16 protein-coding genes are annotated in these 17,710 nt (G+C 38.1%); 2 read left to right on the top strand and 14 right to left on the bottom strand.

What is annotated here, in order from left to right; genetic code table 11:
* Positions 1-29: 29 nt before the first annotated feature.
* Positions 30-1,433 (top strand): arylsulfatase, encoded by a 1,404-nt coding sequence (locus AC6CHH_RS14280; protein WP_498284034.1) that lies wholly within the window; start codon positions 30-32, stop codon positions 1,431-1,433.
* A 100-nt stretch (positions 1,434-1,533) separates the two neighbouring features.
* Positions 1,534-2,289 carry a non-homologous end joining protein Ku gene (ku, locus tag AC6CHH_RS14275; RefSeq protein ID WP_498284032.1) on the top strand — a complete coding sequence of 252 codons (756 nt, stop codon included), beginning with the start codon at positions 1,534-1,536 and terminating at the stop codon, positions 2,287-2,289.
* An 80-nt stretch (positions 2,290-2,369) separates the two neighbouring features.
* Here ku and AC6CHH_RS14270 read toward each other — a convergent pair whose 3' ends face one another.
* From AC6CHH_RS14270 to AC6CHH_RS14205, 14 genes are all read right to left on the bottom strand, one after another.
* A complete protein-coding gene (locus AC6CHH_RS14270; RefSeq protein WP_498284030.1) occupies positions 2,370-2,774 on the bottom strand; it encodes a cytochrome C in 405 nt (134 codons plus the stop codon).
* The gene (locus tag AC6CHH_RS14265; protein WP_498284028.1) at positions 2,767-3,042 is read right to left on the bottom strand and encodes a hypothetical protein; all 276 of its coding nucleotides are present in this window, start codon (positions 3,040-3,042) and stop codon (positions 2,767-2,769) included. The genes AC6CHH_RS14270 and AC6CHH_RS14265 overlap by 8 nt, the downstream gene beginning before the upstream one ends.
* Before the next feature lies 1 nt (position 3,043).
* Positions 3,044-4,054 carry a cbb3-type cytochrome c oxidase subunit II gene (locus AC6CHH_RS14260; RefSeq protein ID WP_498284026.1) on the bottom strand — a complete coding sequence of 337 codons (1,011 nt, stop codon included), beginning with the start codon at positions 4,052-4,054 and terminating at the stop codon, positions 3,044-3,046.
* Between the two features lie 10 nt (positions 4,055-4,064).
* Positions 4,065-6,206 carry a cbb3-type cytochrome c oxidase subunit I gene (locus AC6CHH_RS14255; RefSeq protein ID WP_498284024.1) on the bottom strand — a complete coding sequence of 714 codons (2,142 nt, stop codon included), beginning with the start codon at positions 6,204-6,206 and terminating at the stop codon, positions 4,065-4,067.
* 332 nt (positions 6,207-6,538) lie between these two features.
* Complete coding sequence (locus AC6CHH_RS14250; protein ID WP_498284022.1) at positions 6,539-8,983, bottom strand: TonB-dependent receptor domain-containing protein; 2,445 nt, start codon at positions 8,981-8,983, stop codon at positions 6,539-6,541.
* Between the two features lie 101 nt (positions 8,984-9,084).
* Positions 9,085-10,410 (bottom strand): sensor histidine kinase, encoded by a 1,326-nt coding sequence (locus AC6CHH_RS14245; RefSeq protein ID WP_498284020.1) that lies wholly within the window; start codon positions 10,408-10,410, stop codon positions 9,085-9,087.
* On the bottom strand, positions 10,407-11,084 hold the full coding sequence (locus AC6CHH_RS14240) for a response regulator transcription factor (RefSeq protein ID WP_498284018.1): 678 nt from the start codon (positions 11,082-11,084) through the stop codon (positions 10,407-10,409). Before AC6CHH_RS14240 ends, AC6CHH_RS14245 begins: the two co-directional genes overlap by 4 nt.
* A 20-nt stretch (positions 11,085-11,104) precedes the next feature.
* A complete protein-coding gene (locus AC6CHH_RS14235) occupies positions 11,105-11,968 on the bottom strand; it encodes a hypothetical protein (RefSeq protein WP_498284016.1) in 864 nt (287 codons plus the stop codon).
* Between the two features lie 9 nt (positions 11,969-11,977).
* Positions 11,978-12,358, bottom strand: coding sequence for a hypothetical protein (locus AC6CHH_RS14230; protein WP_498284014.1), 381 nt, complete (start codon positions 12,356-12,358; stop codon positions 11,978-11,980).
* Positions 12,359-12,494: 136 nt separating this feature from the next.
* Positions 12,495-13,175 carry a hypothetical protein gene (locus AC6CHH_RS14225; protein ID WP_498284012.1) on the bottom strand — a complete coding sequence of 227 codons (681 nt, stop codon included), beginning with the start codon at positions 13,173-13,175 and terminating at the stop codon, positions 12,495-12,497.
* A gap of 383 nt (positions 13,176-13,558) precedes the next feature.
* Complete coding sequence (locus AC6CHH_RS14220; protein ID WP_498284010.1) at positions 13,559-13,753, bottom strand: cold-shock protein; 195 nt, start codon at positions 13,751-13,753, stop codon at positions 13,559-13,561.
* A gap of 41 nt (positions 13,754-13,794) precedes the next feature.
* On the bottom strand, positions 13,795-14,904 hold the full coding sequence (locus AC6CHH_RS14215) for a DEAD/DEAH box helicase (protein WP_498284008.1): 1,110 nt from the start codon (positions 14,902-14,904) through the stop codon (positions 13,795-13,797).
* Between the two features lie 370 nt (positions 14,905-15,274).
* The gene (locus tag AC6CHH_RS14210; protein ID WP_498284006.1) at positions 15,275-16,336 is read right to left on the bottom strand and encodes a fatty acid desaturase family protein; all 1,062 of its coding nucleotides are present in this window, start codon (positions 16,334-16,336) and stop codon (positions 15,275-15,277) included.
* Between the two features lie 305 nt (positions 16,337-16,641).
* Positions 16,642-17,625 (bottom strand): aldo/keto reductase, encoded by a 984-nt coding sequence (locus tag AC6CHH_RS14205; protein ID WP_498284004.1) that lies wholly within the window; start codon positions 17,623-17,625, stop codon positions 16,642-16,644.
* Between the last annotated feature and the right edge of the window lie 85 nt (positions 17,626-17,710).

Raw genomic sequence — 17,710 nt, 5'->3', positions numbered from 1 at the left:
TTGCAAAACTGCTCAATTATCAGTTAAACATGAGAAATATCATCTTTTTTAGTCTGATCCTAATCAGTCTGAACACGCAGGCTCAACAATCCAAACCGAACATTGTCTTTATATTGGCCGATGACCTGGGCATTGGAGATATTGGGAGTTATGGCCAAACCAAAATCAGTACACCAAATTTAGATAAGCTTGCTAAATCAGGACTACGTTTCACGGATTTCTATTCAGGAACTTCAGTTTGCGCTCCCTCAAGATCCGCCTTATTAACTGGTCAACATACAGGGCATACCCATATTCGAGGCAATAAAGAAATTAAACCAGAAGGTCAAGAACCTTTATTGGATTCGATTCAAACCTTTGCAATGATTATGCAGCAGCAAGGATATCATACCGGCGCATTTGGGAAATGGGGTTTGGGAATGGTAGGAACAACGGGCGATCCAAATCATAAAGGTTTTGATGAATTCTTTGGCTACAACTGTCAACGTCAGTCCCACAGATACTATCCAACACACCTTTGGCACAATGATACACGAATTGAATTGACGGGAAACGACCTGGTTGATAAGAATGTATATGCACCAGAATTAATACAAGCAAAAACGCTTGAATTCATCGCTAAGAACAGCGACAAACCTTTTCTGTTATTTATTCCAACAGTACTTCCACATGCTGAACTGGCAGGGCCTGAAGATGAATTTTACAAAAAATATGAAGATGCCTTCCAGGAGAAAGCTCATCAGGGAAATGATTATGGTCCACAGGCAACTATAGCAGGATATGCTTCAGTTGAAAAGCCACGTGCAACCTTTGCCTCTATGGTAAGCCGGATGGATCATTACGTTGGCCAGGTGATGGATAAACTAGATGAATTGGGATTAACCGAAAACACCATTATTATTTTTAGTAGTGACAACGGCGCACATAAAGAGGGAGGTGCTGATCCCGATTTCTTTAACAGCACATCAGGATTCAAAGGATACAAGCGAGACCTATATGAAGGCGGGATCAGGACGCCCCTATTAATCAGTTGGAAAAACCACATTCCAGAAGGAGCTGTCAGCAATCATGTATCCGCTTTCTGGGATATTCTTCCAACTTTGGCCGAAATATCAGGAAGTAAAAGGCCCCTGAACACAGATGGCATTTCCTTTTTACCCACCCTTTTAAACAAAGGAAAACAAAAACAACATACCCAGCTCTATTGGGAGTTCCATGAAGACGGCGGTAAACAGGCTGTTCGCTACAAACAGTACAAACTTGTCAAACTGAATGTGAAAGAAGCAAAGAAAACACGCTATGAGCTTTACGATCTCAAGAAAGATCCACAAGAAAAACACCCTTTAAATAAGCCAAAACTGCTCAAAAAGATGCAAAAACTCATCGAGCTTGAACATCATGAAAGCGAACTGTTTCCATTAACAGCGGGCTAAATACGGTCAAAAAAAGACTGGATTAACGAATTTCAATAACAAAAGTAAAAACCAAATTCTGCTTTACTTGTTCTTGGATAAGACAAGGATAAAAACAAGTATGAGAGCAATTTGGACAGGAGCAATAGGATTTGGTTTGGTCAATATTCCCATTAAGATAATCAGTGCAACCAGTAGCAGTGCTCTTGATCTTGATATGCTAGACCGAAAGGATCATTCCAATATTAATTATAAACGTGTAAATCAAAGTACAGGTAAAGAAGTTAAGTGGGACGATATTGTAAAGGGATACTTGTTAGACGACAAATATGTGGTATTGGAAGACTCTGACTTCCAAGAAGCTAGTCCAGAAAAAAACAAAATGATCAATCTACATTCTTTTGTCAAAATCGAAGAAGTGGATAGTATTTTCTTTGACACGCCATACTACTTGGAACCAGCAAAAGGCGGCGAAAAAGCCTATCAATTACTGCTTAAAGCATTGGAAAAAAGTAAAACAGCTGGCTTAGGTTCCTTTGTTATGCGTAATCAGGAAAACTTAGCTTTAGTGAAACCTTTCGGAAACACACTAATCCTTAATAAAATCCGCTTTCAACAGGAAATTCGCAGTATAGAAGAACTGCATCTGCCAAGCAGCACAAAACTAAAGAAAGAAGAATTGGATATGGCCTTAGCACTGATCAAACAACATTCCAAATCATTTGATATTTCAAGTTATAAAAACGAATACAGTGCAGAACTGCTCAAAATAATAAAACAGAAAAGCAAAGGAAAACATACCTCAATCCGAAAAATCAAAGTAGAAAATACCAAATCAACCGATTTATTAGAAAAACTAAAAGCCAGTCTAGCCTAAAGTACTTTGAACTTAAAACCTGATGGAAAAGGAAGCGGATGCGTTCAATAATCGAATATAAATAGAAAACACGCAGCAGATTACGTATAGTATAAATACATTGCTAAGTAATATAGAGACCAGCCTACAAATGCAATAATCAAGATCCATACCCACCAAGGAATACTCTGGGGTGTTTCACTTCCTTCAATTAAAAAGTAATTTTGAGACCCTTTCCCATATGCATTTACCATAATGGGAACATGACCATCTACTACCGCCCCTACTTTTATACCCGAAACCTCTATTGCCGGACCGTTTCGAACTTCAAAAGGAATAATCCGAACCCCCTGTTTGCCTTGAGGATCTATACTCACGATACGTAAAACATGCGGACCATCCACTAATTTATTGGTATCAAGATCGAAGTTCACTGGAGCGTAAACCTCGGCCACAGGCACCGTTTCCTCATCTATGAAAATATAGATTTTACTCTTTTTATTCATAATCATCTCCTTTTAAAACCATTCTTTTAATATGATTAGCTTCCTTCTCGCCTGGTTTTATCAACCATTTCAGTGCAAAAAACAAGGTCAATAGAGAAATAATCACCATCACACCTACAATAAAATAATCCAAATTTCCACTGGGACCACTACCATGAACTGATCCCCAAAATACCTTAGGCTGGTTACGTTCGCAAACTGGACAAGCCAAAAGCTGACTGATCAGAACTAGTGAAAATACACCGCTAAAAATGGTTCTTTTAATCATGCTATTTAATTTGACTTTGGATGGAATCCATTATTTTTTTTATTTGCTCAGGACTAACCTGGCTCCCCGAATTTCCCCAACTGCTTCTCTCAAAATTAATAATTGCCGCTACCTGCTTTTCGTTTAAAGCTGCACTACTTCCCACAGCCGACATCACTCCAAATTCAGGCCGACTGTCATAACCATTCATAATGATATCTACGTATAGGCGCAAATCCTCCGAGGCGACAATTGCGCTCCCCTTTAAAGGTGGAAAAGCACCGGGTAATCCATTACCGTCGGCTTGATGACAAGCCTGACAATGGGTTTGATACAATACTTCTCCATCGACCTTTTCGGATGCATTATCAGCGGTTTCCGAATTCACTAGGTCTTGCTTCTGCTGATACAGAAACTTAGGAGCAGGAGTGCTTTCAGGTAATTCAGTTTGCTTTAATGAATTCAGATAGGCGAGCAAATGCAGGACCTGATCAGAGGCAACCACCTTGCGATTACCTGCTGGCTTGTATTGATCAGGAATATTTACTTCCACATCTCCTTGATCAAGTTTCTTTTTATAATGGAACAAATAAGGGTAGCTGGGCATGATGGATTCTTTTACGACTATACGAGGATTGTATAGGTGTAACAAATTCCAATCTTTACTCGGTTGCCGATTCCCCACATCCGTTAAATCTGGCCCCGTCCGCTCTGTCCCCATTAAAGTGGCCGTATTGCGCCAAAAATCAGTCCTAACCTCAGAGGCGTAATCCGAGGCAAGGCTTGGCCTTGATCCCCAGAGTCGATCCATTTCTATGTTGCGGACTTGTTGAGTATGACAAGCGACACAACCATTTGCGATGTAAACGGCCTTTCCTTTTACGGCTTCAGGAGATAGAGGAAGCTCACCTGGCAAGGGGGCATTTTGGGCTTGATTATGTAGAGCAGGTATTATCGCTACAAAGATGGTTAATACCAAAAAGAAAATCCCTGCTGTTAAAAATAGCTTCTTGTGGTTATCAAAAAAATCCATGTCAAATCTTTTATTTATTGTCTTGTGGAATAACTTCCTCTTTCGTTTCTAAAACATTAATAATGGCCTGGGGTAAGTCAACAACTTTGTTGATAGAAATCATCTTATACATGTTGTATGCAAAAAACAAATGAGACAACCACATCAAACTACCACCAATCGCCCGCCATAACCAATAAGGGGCCATCAAAACGACGCCGTCAATAAAAGGTTTTCCTTGCATCCACAACATCCCCTTCAAGGTGCTGCCATACATTAACGGAACGGTGTAAAAAAGCATTCCAATTAAGGCCAGCCAAAAATGGGCGCCAATGGTAATTTGTGGAGCCTCTTGATTAGTCAATCGAGGCATTAGGGCGTAAATACAAGCCCAAAGAAAAAAACAAATGATGCCGTACATCGTCAAATGCGAGTGCGCTACAGTGAAATCCGTAAAGTGCCATACCAGATTAGTCGATCTGAAAGCCTCAGCCGTACCTTGCATTGATCCTGTAAAATAAAATAAGATACCAACCAGAAAGAAAGGTAAGGTATAACTATCCCGTAGCTTAAACCATGCCCCTTTAAATGTCATCAGGAAATTGGTCGTCCCGGCAATAACCGGTATTGCCATTCCGGCGCTGCCGACAATCGCAATTGTTTGCAACCACCATGCAATCGAACTAAAAACAAAGTGGTGACTTCCTATAAGTGTGTAGAATAAAATCTGAGTCCAAAAAGCCAGAACACCCAAACTATAGGAATAAATTGGTTTATTAAGTTGTTGGGGAAGAAAATAATACACCAAACCCAGGGTAAATAGCATAAACCACATACCTACCCCTTGGTGCATGTAATACCCTTGCACTATGGTTTCCCCCAAACCATTTTGCCAAAAAGGCAAATATGCAACAAGGGCAATAATGATGGTAAAAATAATTGCTGATAGGATATACCAATTGGAAATATAAATTTCTCTTGTTGTGCGAGCGCTTATCGTTTTATAAAAATTGACACACGTTAATACCAAGGCAACTGCAAATAAGAGCATAATTGGCCAAAGGTATTCACGATATTCTCCGCCTCCGTTATTAAAACCAGCCATCAGTGATACGGTACCTATTAGCACTGCCGTATTCATCAGATGCATTGAAATCCAAGCAGATTTTAGGCTATATATTTTCGCATTACTTACTCTTGGGACAACATAATAGGCCAATCCAATCATCGCCATAGATGCCCATCCCCAAAAAACTGCATTCGTGTGAACGGGTCTTAAACGCCCAAAACTCAACCAACTCAAGGATTCAATTTCAGGAGCCACAAATTTAACACCTAAGTACTCACCAATTGTAGTTCCAAAAAGCAACCAAAATGTCGCGCTAAGCAAATACCAGATAATTAATTTTGATAATTCAGGGTCGATTTTTGGGCGTATGGTAGCTTTTTTCTTGGCTGATACGATAGCCGTCTTCACTAGAGGATCAATCCGCAATATCCCGCGAGAATCCTTTGCCTGTTCTACTCCCCAAAGGAGATTTTGATCAAGTTGATAACTTTCAGTGGCTAGCCGAGAGACCAAACTTTCGGATAATTCTTCGCTCTGAGAAGTTTCAATGTATTCGGCAACCTGCTTTGCTTGCGATAATTTATTTTGCTTGTCTAAACTGCTAAATCTCTTTGAGATTTTTACAAATAATAAAACCAGAACGGTTAAGACCGTGATAAGCAGCAAAATTAAGGTGATGATAATTCCTGATTGGCTCCATAAATTTTCACGTGTAATCGTATTTTGATCCTGGCCGAGACTCTCCGAAGGGAGCAGTACACTCAGCGTCCCAATCAAAGGCAAAAAAAATAGTTGAATTTTAGAACCACTCTTCTTTTTTAATTCAATGACTCGTTGAATCTGCGCTTTGTTAAATCTATTGATATAATGCTTAATGGTCTTTTCATTGACCTCTCCTCTGGGCTCAATTAAAGAGTTAGTTTTTTGTTTAGTCTTATCCCAAAAGATTAAAATGGTCAACAGTAGGATCAGAAATAACACAAAAAAAATCCACCAAAGCATGGAATCCAACGTAATGGAATAAGCATATGGGGTACTACGCTCAGCAAAAGCCTTTGTACTCGCTAAGCCCATAAATAAAAAGCAGAAAATTATATTTTTCATTATACCCATTTTTAAAAATTTATTTAACACTAAAAGTACTGCTATCCCAAACAGCCAAATCCCAGCGAAAGAATAGGTCTACTCTATCTTTATTTATCTGTGTATTGATGGCTTTATCCCCATTAGAAGCAAAGGTAGAAACTTTGAAGCAAATAAAAGACAAAAATATCTTTTATTTGTTTCAAGCGAATTTGATTGCGTAATTTCTACATGTATGGCGTATCCCTTTGATACGCTAAGGCAACTCGTTAACCTCTCCTTGAGTAAAAAAGGCATAAAAAAACCCATCTGTTATTCAACAAATGGGTTTTAGAAATCTTATTGTTACTGGTCTAAAATTCCTTTTCGCCAAATTCACTTTTAGGTAGCTTAACTAGCTGATTTAGTTTTTGAAGATTTACTTTTAAATTGATGAGTAAAACATTTTTTTCATAAACGTAATTCGTCATTGTATAAAAGTCATTAGAAAAAGTTGTGATTCGCTGTTCATTAACACCCCAATCTCCCAGTTCAATATTTTGCCATTGCAATTGGGCAACCAAAGCTCCTTTTAAAAAGGATTTACTTAAATTCAGGTGCGGGGTAATAAATCTTGAATCAAACCCCTGTACTGTTGGTCTTTGGGAGATATAATTCATCTGTAATCCTAAGCTCCAGTCTTTTGGCATATTTGCCTGCAATCCAGAATTCAAGGAATAAATCCAATCTTGATTGGTACGGGTTTCTTGATAATCTAACACTTGGCCAGATATCTTATAATTATAAACATTAAGGCCAATATTCAACTGCAACCAACGTTGCAATTTAGCGTCCAACCCAGCCTCCAGGCCCCATCGATCCGCATAATCTGCGTTCGTGAACACACGGTGAAGAATCGTATCGGCATACACTGAATTCACCCGTTGAATCGGGTTTTTTGTATGCTGATAATACGCGTTGAAAAATAGGCTCGAGTTGTTGAACTTTTTGACCAAGCCGGTTTCCACATTGCTGGTAAATTCAGGCAATAATTCAGGATCTCCTTGTTCTAAAGTTTCCGAATGCTCGCGTTCAGGTATGGGATTTAATTCAAAGTTGTTGTTCCGTTGAACCCGCCGCGCAGCAGAGAATTTCCATGACCAATCATCAGCAAAATCATGCATAATATTCAGGGAAGGATATAATTGATGAATTGCGTATGGAAATTCCTCATTGGTATTCAAGAGTAAAAGATCGCGCTGGTAGTATTCATACCGTAGACCCAGGGAAAGGGAAGTTTTGCTAAACTTTTTGTCGTACTGGGAGAAAAATGCATGAACAACATTTTGTGCCGTAAGCTTTCCTGTAAATTCGGGGACCAATACCGCATCATTTTCCCCTGTATTAGATGCAAAGTAGTCAAAATTCCCCTTTTGTTTATCCTGACGTAACTGGTATCCACTTTTAATCTCATCGTTTCCAAGCTTCCAAGAATGCTGCACTGAGAGTCGTAAACCTCTCAACGGGTTTTCGTACACATTCTTTGACCATTGCATCGTATCCAGGCTATTTTCAATATTGGTATTCAGGGTAGAACCATGAATATTCGCATACTCATAAATTGCTCCTATTTGCAAACTATGATTGGCATTCATCTTATACTGATACGAAAGATCCATTAAATAGAACTCGCCTTGTTTATTTTGAAGATTAGGATTATAATAATTTACGCTCGAGAGTTCGTTCCCTGTTGAGGGTTGAATGGTTCGGTTCGTATAATGGATAGCCGCTAATCTGTCTTGAAATCTTTTAGAAGCAAGAAGGCCTACATTAAAAGAATGTTTTTTCGATAGTTCATAAGAGCCGTTAAGTCTTACACCATAATTGTATTTATCAAAACTCCGTTCCCCGGCTGATGGAAAGAAGGTTTGCCTGTCACTGATAATGGTATGCACATCGCCTTCTCTAAATCCAGCGTTATCATTTCTCAAAAAATTAGCTGAACCACTCAGTTCTAATCGATTCTTTTTGTATTGAAAAGATAAGTCAGCTCCATACCGTTGTTGTTTTTCCAGGTTGTCATAATCTTCTACGCTTGGTAATCCACCCTGAAGGTTTAACAACCAAAAAAAACCATTATTCACATTCGTTTTTGTTTTTAGATTTATAATACCAGCTTTCCCATCTGGATCATATTGTGCAGAGGGACTGGTAATATATTCCACTTGGGTGACATCATTCGCTGCTATTTGACTTAAAATGGTATGCGGGTCAAGCAAAGAAGGTTTGCCGTTGACCAATACAAGTACTCCGGAATTTCCGCGAATGCTGATTGTGCCATTTCCATCTACCGAGGCAGCTGGTAGATTTTTGATGATGTCTAAGGCAGATCCACCGACAGCATTTTTATATTGACTGCTTTGATACACTTGTCGATCACTGGTATGTTTTTGAGCACTTGCAGCACCGGTTACAGTAATGCTTTTCAATTGATTGTTTGAAGAGGATAACACAATATCCCCGAGATTAACGGTCCCCTTAGGTTCGAGCTTAAATGCTTTGCGTTTTTGATCGTAGCCGATGAATTTAATGGACACGGTATAATTTCCGGATTTTAAATCCGAAAAAAGAAACGTACCTGTGCTATCGGTCATCATGCCCTGAACGACTTGGTTGTTGGCATCAAAGACGCCAATGCTGGCATAGGCAACGGGTACATTAGATATAGAGTCTAGGACTCTACCGGAGAGTTTAGCTTCTTGAGCGTGCAGGGAGGTAACCCACAAGAAAAATAAGGGTAAAAGAATGTATTTATTCACTGGTATCTGTATTTTTAGCTACAATAATAAGTAATTAAACGGGAATAAGATATCTAAAGGGTATTATTAAATTATGAATAAGGCGACTAAATAAATTCTAATCACCATGACACCAAGTTTCTATCAAAATGAAGACTAATCTTGGAGCCTACATCTTTCTCTGAGGAAACTTCAATACGAATCTGAAGGAAATCAGCAATACTCTTCACGATAGACAGACCCAAACCTTGACCCTTATTAAATTTAGAATGAAAACGTTCAAAAAGCTTTTGTTTTTCGAGCGGACTCATGCCGATACCATTATCTTCAATATCAATGTGAAAGGCATCATTCAAAATTTTTGCCGATACTTTAATATAACCCCCATGCCGATTGTACCGAATGGCGTTATTGAGAAGATTAGAAAAAAGCTGAAAAAGAAGAAGGCTGTGTTGATTTTTAATTTCAAGGCTCGCAGGCAAATCGACATACAACTGAATCTCCTTCTCTTCCATTATTGGATTAAGCTCCTGGACAACCTCGTCCAAAAGCTCGGCAACCTTGACCACCTCTTTGCGTTGATACTGTCCACTATCCACCCGAGCCAAAAACAATAAGGTTTTAACCAAGCCATTCAGACGTTCTAAAGTATTCAACAAGGAAAAGAGCTTCTCTTGGTTGCTTTCCTCAGTAGATTCCTCACTTAACATGTTTTCGATTCTGCCCCGAAGAATACTAATCGGTGTTAGCAGTTCATGGGATGCATTCGCTGTAAATTCCTTCTCTCGAAGATAGGCCTTAGTTGCCCTATCCATTAACTCGCATAATTTCTTATCCAGCAATTCAAAGTCCGTGGTGGTCGTTTTAATGGGTGAAAATTTCGATTTAAAAGGAAAACTCTGTTCTGTAAGTCTCAGGCGTATGATTTTCTGTAAAGGATACAATAAATAACGTCCGTAGAAATAATCAATTGAAACTGTTATTAAAAACAAGATAATTAGAATACCCAAGGCGACCTGTTGCAATAGATCAGCATACATTATAATGCTATTCTGAGAGCGTCCGATTTCCAAAAGATAAACTTGATCATTAGCCATAAAATACCGATTAAGAATCCGGTAATCAATGGTATCCGTATCTACAACACGTTGAGCAATACTGATATCGGCAGGTTTTAGCAGACTACTATCATTTTTTACAGTCTGTATAGCGATATAGTCCTCCTTAAGCATCGTGTAACTGCCGTAATTCTTTTCGCCTTGAAGGTAGTGTTCTAAACCGTTAACGCGAATATTTTCGAAAACCTCATTTTGCTGTTTATGTAAAAACTTATCAATTGAAAGCTGGGCAAACCAATTGAATAAAAACGGTAATACCAGTAAGAATAACCCAAATATTAATAATTTGGAAACAGTAAAATAGAGGGTAAGTTTGGTGTTGAGTTTCATGGTAAACAGGCTTTATAGCCAATACCCCTTACCGATTGTAACCAATCCACGGAAGCAAAGACGGCCAGTTTTTTACGTATGTTCTTAATGTGTACATCAATATAATTCGAATCGCTACTGGGAAAGCTTAAATCACCCCAGACGTGCTCATAGAGTTGAGAACGACTCAGTGGACGATTTTTATTCAACAATAAATAACTTAAAATATCAAATTCCTTTTTATATAAAACAATTTCCTGATCTCGGTATTGAATACGTCGCCCCTGAATATCTACCTGAAATTCCCCAACCTGCAAAATCAGATCCTTAGAGCCATAAACTCTCCGTTTAATCGCCTGTAAACGCACAAATAACTCAGCAAGCGAAAAGGGCTTGGACAAATAATCATCTGCACCATCTTGGAGTCCTTTAATGCGGTCCTCGAGCTCCCCACGAGCCGAAGCAATGATGATAAAAGTTTCTAGATGATCATTTTTTAAAATTTTGATCAGTTGCATTCCATCTCCATCGGGTAAGCCTAGGTCCAATACAACTGCATCAAAATGGCGTTCAGAAAGAATTTGCGTTGCCTCACCAACACTAGTCACGGTTGAACATTCGTATTGCTTATTTTCAAGAAAGTCCGTTATTTCTTTAGCCAGTTCGATTTCATCTTCTACGATCAGTACTTTCATTCGCGCGTTTAAATGGTATTCTAAAATTGATAAAAATATCCAACACTAAAAAACGAGGAAGAACGGTTTTCAGATTCTACATCTTTATGCAATTGAGAGAACTGGTAGGAAGCCATCAAGGCGCTTTGTTTATATTGCCAAATCAAGGGCAGTTGAAAATTATAAGAAAGCATCTTGAAATCGGTAGATTCAACAGTTATTTCTTCATAAGTAGGCTCTTGTTGGCCTATTGGTAGATCTTTACCTAAAAAATCAGGAAGATTACCCCTACGCTTTTCCTCTTCCAGATAGGTTGTATAAAACCTTTGTGAGCCTGCACTAAGGGTGATGGTTGGTTTGATATACAACAAATCCTGATCCGCGAATGCATGTAATGGAATTGTTTTGCTATTGCTCAAACTAACAAAAAAGTCACTCTCTTTACCAAAATTATAATCCGTTGTCAGATCTGTTTGAAACCAATGACTCACGCCTAATTCTGCCGATAGACTATTGGGATTAGAGGCCTGTAAGAGCGGAGAATCCTGACTATAAAAACTACGAGTATAACCAAAGTTAAAGGAAACTTTTTTACCCATTGCAAATTCAAAACCTGTCCCCAAATGCATTTCAGAAGGAAAGTTTCCTTCGCTCAGTAATTGATAACCACCGGCCGAAGCATACCAACCGAATCCAGTACGCATGGTTAGGTCGGAATACAGAAATGGCAGTTTTTTTTGAGCAGTCTGACCATAATAATTAGCATTTGTACTCATTAGTGTAGACCAGGTAAAAATCGTTGGTTTTTTGAGGGTGCTATCTTGATTTTGTGCAAACGCGATCACACAAACAAATAGTTGAGCTATAGTCAATGCTGTAGCAAGAATGAGTTTCTGTTTTAACATGCTATTACCTTATAGTTTGATATTGATTTTGGTTTTGATCTTCGGGTTTACTTTGGTTTTGATTTTTGGATTCACCTTGGTTTGAACCTTCGTTTTCACCTTTACCTCTGGATCGACGCCTTTGATTTTAGTGATCGAGCGCGGTACTTCTTGATTTCGGGCTTTGGGAACCTTTAAGACAACTTCTTTTACAGCTTGATTGTCTTTTTTTTGAGGTTTATTTTTAACCGATTCCGCATTTTCTTTCTGGGAACCTTGAATAACGGTATCAATTTGAAAATTATTTACAGGCTCCAAAGAAACCTGAACCCCAGAGATAGGAGCTGCTAACCCTAAGCTCAAATGGAGCGAAAAGAACAGCAAAACAAGTATAATATATCTAATAAGCATGATTCAATTCTTAATACCTTGGCTTAATTTTGCTATATATTAAAAGCAAAATAAATTGAAGGGGATTTCCCCCTCCAATTTACACATTTATTGTATTATTTATTAAGTAGTATTTATGAAGCTCTTTTAAGAGGTCTTATTTCAGGTTCACACCTGTTCGAATTTTAGTTCTAACTTTTACCGGTTTAACATCCACGTTGGTCTTCGTCTGAACCCGTGTATTTACTTTCGGTGCGGCATGAACAGCTGCTTTAGTGGCAACATCTACACTTTGAACGGCGCGGTTTGCTGTTGATTGCATTTGACCCACTGAGGAGGCAACATCACTTACCACTGCTCCCTTTACTTCTCCCTGAACCGTTGAACCTGCAACTTCGCTAACAATTGCACCGTGATTTTCAACTGAGGTTTCATTCCCGGTAGTCGCTGGCTCTTCCGCATTAGGCTCGTTCCCAATGACTTCCTTAACCGGCTTTGCTAATTCGCTAATTTGCTCTCCTTTTGCTTGCGTTTGAATGGAATGAGCGACTTCACTCACCATAGCACCATGTGTTTGGCTAGAGACTTCATTGCCTGTAGTCACCCCTACTGCTTTTGTTCCTTCACTCACCGTTTCTATTGTACTAGCTTGTTCAGCTTTTGCATTTTTTTTCACTTCAGCCTTTGCCTTATTGTCTACAGATGATTCGGTTTTCGCCTTTTCCGCTTTTACCTCCAAGGTCGATTTTGTAGAATTATTCGTCGTTGTTTTCGTTTCTTGAGCCATCGTTGCTGTTCCTAACAGCAAGGCCAATGACATTAATCCAATATTCTTCATTTTCTTGAATTTTGATTAATCGAATTTAGATGAGGATTATGAAAAAAAAATGAAAAATGATTTTTTTAAGAAAATTTTAACAAAAAATTTAGAAAATAGCTTGCCAAAGCTAAACAAGACGAGGTAGACTCAAGGGACAATTTCTCTAAAGCCGCACTTTTAATTTATTTTTAGGGAACCCTCAGAAAAATTCTATGCCCATTTGAGCCGATGAATCTATTCTTAGTACAAAAATCTTGCTCTGCACGTAACACAAAAAAAGCCCAGCAGATGAACTCATCTAACACGAATGAGAAAAAAGGCAAAAAAAAAATGTAGTAATAAACATTGCTGTCTATTACTACATTTGTGACATATCGAAATATCGAATGTTGGAAAGCTAATTATCTAGCTACGCGAACGTTAATTGCGTTGATTCCTTTTTTTCCTTGCTCTACGTCAAAAGTTACATTATCGTTTTCACGAATCTCATGTACTAATCCTGATGAATGTACAAAAACGTCTTGTCCACCGTCAGCTGGTGTAATAAATCCGAAACCCTTGGTTACGTTAAAGAATTTTACTGTTCCTTGTTGCATTGTATTATTGTATTTATTGATAAATTAATTATTTCTTATGTTTAAGCAATGGCCAATTCAAAGCCAATTAACTTTTGTATACTACGTAGGCCTGCTTTTTCTTCTTCACTACAAAATGATAAAGCCACACCGCCTTTTCCTGCTCTACCGGTACGACCTATACGGTGTACATAGGTTTCAGAGTCCATCGGCAAATCATAGTTTATCACGTGGGGTAGATCTTGAATATCAATCCCTCTTGCCGCGATATCCGTTGCGATCAAAACTTGAATATATCCATTTTTAAAATCACTTAATGCTTTTTGTCTAGCATTCTGAGATTTATTCCCATGTATACAAGCGGTTTTTAACCCAAATTTCAGTAGCTGCTTCACTAAACGGTCTGCTCCATGTTTGGTCCGGGTGAACACCAATGTTTGCTTCATACCCAAATCACGGTACAATTTATAAAACAATTGCGTCTTTTCCTTCCTTTCAATAAAATAAACTGATTGATTCACAGTTTTTGCCGCAGAAGATACCGGAGAAACACTAACCTCAGTAGGATTACGGAGAATAGTATTGGCAAATTTACGTATTGCTGTAGGCATCGTTGCGGAGAAAAATAAGGTTTGTCTTTGTGATGGGATATGATTGATAATTTTCTTAATATCGTTAATAAAACCCATATCTAACATGTTATCAGCCTCATCTAGAACTAAAAACTCAATTTGAGAAAGATTAATTAGTTTCTGATTTAATAGGTCTAACAATCTACCAGGAGTAGCAATTACGATGTCAACTCCACTTTTTATTTGTGAAACCTGACGTTGTTGAGAAACGCCACCAAAAATGACAACTTGTTTTAAACCCAAGTATTTATCATATTGTTCAAAATTTTGAAAAATTTGAAGGGCAAGTTCCCTGGTCGGCGCTAATACTAGAGCTCTAGGTTGGTTTTTAACTTTGGCTGTTTTGGCAGATAAAGTTTGTAAAATTGGAATTGCGAAAGCGGCTGTTTTTCCTGTTCCAGTCTGTGCGCATCCGATAATATCTTTTCCCGATAAAACCACGGGAATGGATTGTTTTTGTATTTCTGTGGCATTGGTGTATCCTATTTCGGATACGGCCTTTAATATAGGAGTTATTAGTCCTAAATTTTCAAATGTCATTATTAAATTCTTAAAGCACCCAATTCTCTTTCATCTGAAAAGCACTGATGGGGCTATGTTTATTAAACCTCATAAAATGCGACGAGCGCATTAATGAGCTTGAATTTGTTAACAAGTAAGGTGTTGTCTTAAGAAGATGCTTGACTAAAATCAAGATCTGTTTGGTACTGCACAAAGTATGATAACAAAAATATTTGGCAGCTGTAGAAGCGATAAGTACAACCGAAACTCGACGTGTTCAGTAGTAGAAATTGCAAAGGCAGAGCCCTATTATACCTCAAAGGTAAGTGTAATTAATTGTAATTGAAAGTATTTTCTAATTTATTATACATTCTTATTGCATGAATGTGAAGTAGTTACAAAAAAAGAACTACCTAGACATCGTTTGAATCACCTTCACATGCGATCTCATGGCTTGCCAGAACGAACGGAATTCGACATATTTCACATTGAATTCCTGACATGTTTCACGAACTATAGCATTAAGTGCTGGATAATGAACATGACTAATCTTTGGAAACAGGTGATGTTCGACTTGAAAATTCAAACCACCAAGTAACCAAGTCAACACTGGATTTTTAGTTGCAAAGTTTGCCGTGGTATTTAATTGATGAATCATCCATTCTTCCTCAATTTTCACAGTATCCCCAGGATTGAAATCTGTACCCGAAACGACATGAGCCAGCTGAAAAACAATAGCGAGAAACAATCCACAAACCACTCCAGAAATCAATAAACCGATTAATGTAGGAATCCAGCCAACAACCAAAACAGGGATCACCAAGAAAAGAACAAAATGAATAATTTTACTCACCCAAAAAATTACTTTTTCTCTCACTGGAAAGTAAAACACAGCGGAGGTCTTCCCTAATCGTTGTCTAAAATATTTCTCATAATCTTGAAAGAAAATCCAAGCTAAATATGAAATACCATATAGACCTATAAAATAGAACTTTTGGTACTTATGATGTTTCTTGAGTTGTTGATCATCGTGGATACGCATGAATTTAATTTCAATATCGTGATCCTCTCCCTCTATGTTGGTGTACGTGTGGTGGGCGATATTATGTTTAAGCTTCCAAAAATAGATATTACCTCCTAGTAAATTTAAGCTGTATGACATTACGTTATTCAGATTTTTATTTCTGGAGAAGCTATTATGGCCAGCATCATGCATTATATTAAATCCGATAGCGGCAAGATTTATTCCAAAGATGATACACAATACGACACTTATTGCCCAATGCGGCTGCACAAACACTAATGTGAGGTACAGCGAAGCAAATAAAAACAAGAGAATGATTGCTTTTAGAAAAATCCTTCTGTTTCCAGTTTTATCAATGGAAGTATTCTTAAAATAATCGTTCGTTTTAAGTTTTAAGGTTTTTGAGAACAATGTGTTTACATTGTTGAATTTGATAGATGATTTCATTGGATGATATAAGCGGTATCCTTTATAAAAATGCATCTTTAAAGTATACCTTAGTTTTAACGCAGTAAATGTACAGTTAAATATTCATCATTTTTATCAGCCTGCGTTAAATAACTGTTAAAACATAAAAATTGATTAAAATTTAACATTTAGATAATTAATATTATTTAAAAATCAAGCAATTTTTTTAAATAAGAAATAGCACACCTGATTCCCTGGTCCATCTCTAAGCTTCCCTTTGTACCAAAAGTTATAACACACTATTTTTATAGAGGCAAACCACATCTGATTGCTATGGGGCCATATTAAAATGTATCGACCACCGAAGTTAAAAATGCCAGTTCATCGTCTGTTAAAATCAAATCCATTGCCTTTGCATTCTGCACAGATTGTTCAGGATTTCGAGCTCCGGCAAGCGCCGTCGTAATTCCAGCTCGAGAAACTGTCCAGCGTAACACCAGCTGACTTAGACTCACCCCCTTATCATCTGCTAAAGGTTTAAAGCGTGCCAGCATAGCATTCGTTTTGCGTATAAAATCAGCTTGAAAATGAGCAAGGTTTGCGCGGTGATCGCCCTGTTGAAAAGTATATTCTTCACTTATTTTCCCCGTTAACAACCCCCGTTCTAAAGGACTATAGGCTAGAATACCTTGATTGTTTTTGATACAATGTGGAATTGTTTCTTCCTCCACTGCTCGATTGACCATACTAAAAGGAATTTGATTTGAGACAATCGGTATTACACTTGAGGCCTTTTGAATTAATTCAGCCGAGTAATTGCACACCCCAGCATAACGCACCTTACCTTGTTCGATTAATCGTCCCACGGCTTCAAAAGTTTCCTCGATCGGCGTCGTTGAATCTGGCCAGTGAATTTGGTATAAATCAATATAATCCGTCCCTAGACGTTTTAAACTTTGCTCACATTCATAAATCACGCTATCTTTTGCTGCATATTTATACACATCAATAGCTTCACCATTATTCATTTGACTGTGAAAAGCAAAATCACCCTGAGAAACATCCCAACGCATGCCAAATTTGGTTAAAAGTTGAACTTTGTCCCTAGGAATATCTTTGATTGCCTCTGCTACAATCTCCTCGCTGGTTCCTTGCCCATAGATAGGAGCCGTATCAATAGAGCTAACTCCCAAGTCATAAGCTGCTTGGATCGCTTGAACTGCATCCTTTCGATTTGTCGACCCCCACATCCAACCGCCTGCTGCCCATGCACCAAACGTAATTACCGATAAACTTAAATCTGTGTTTTGTAATACTCTATATTCCATTGATCAGTGTTTAAAATCTTCCTTTTATGAAGGAACGCAAAATGTTTTAATTTGTTTTGTGAAAATAAAAACCCATTGCCTCACC

The sequence above is a fragment of the Sphingobacterium sp. GQ94 genome (assembly GCF_059758715.1).
This window is presented reverse-complemented; position numbering and strand designations above follow the sequence as displayed.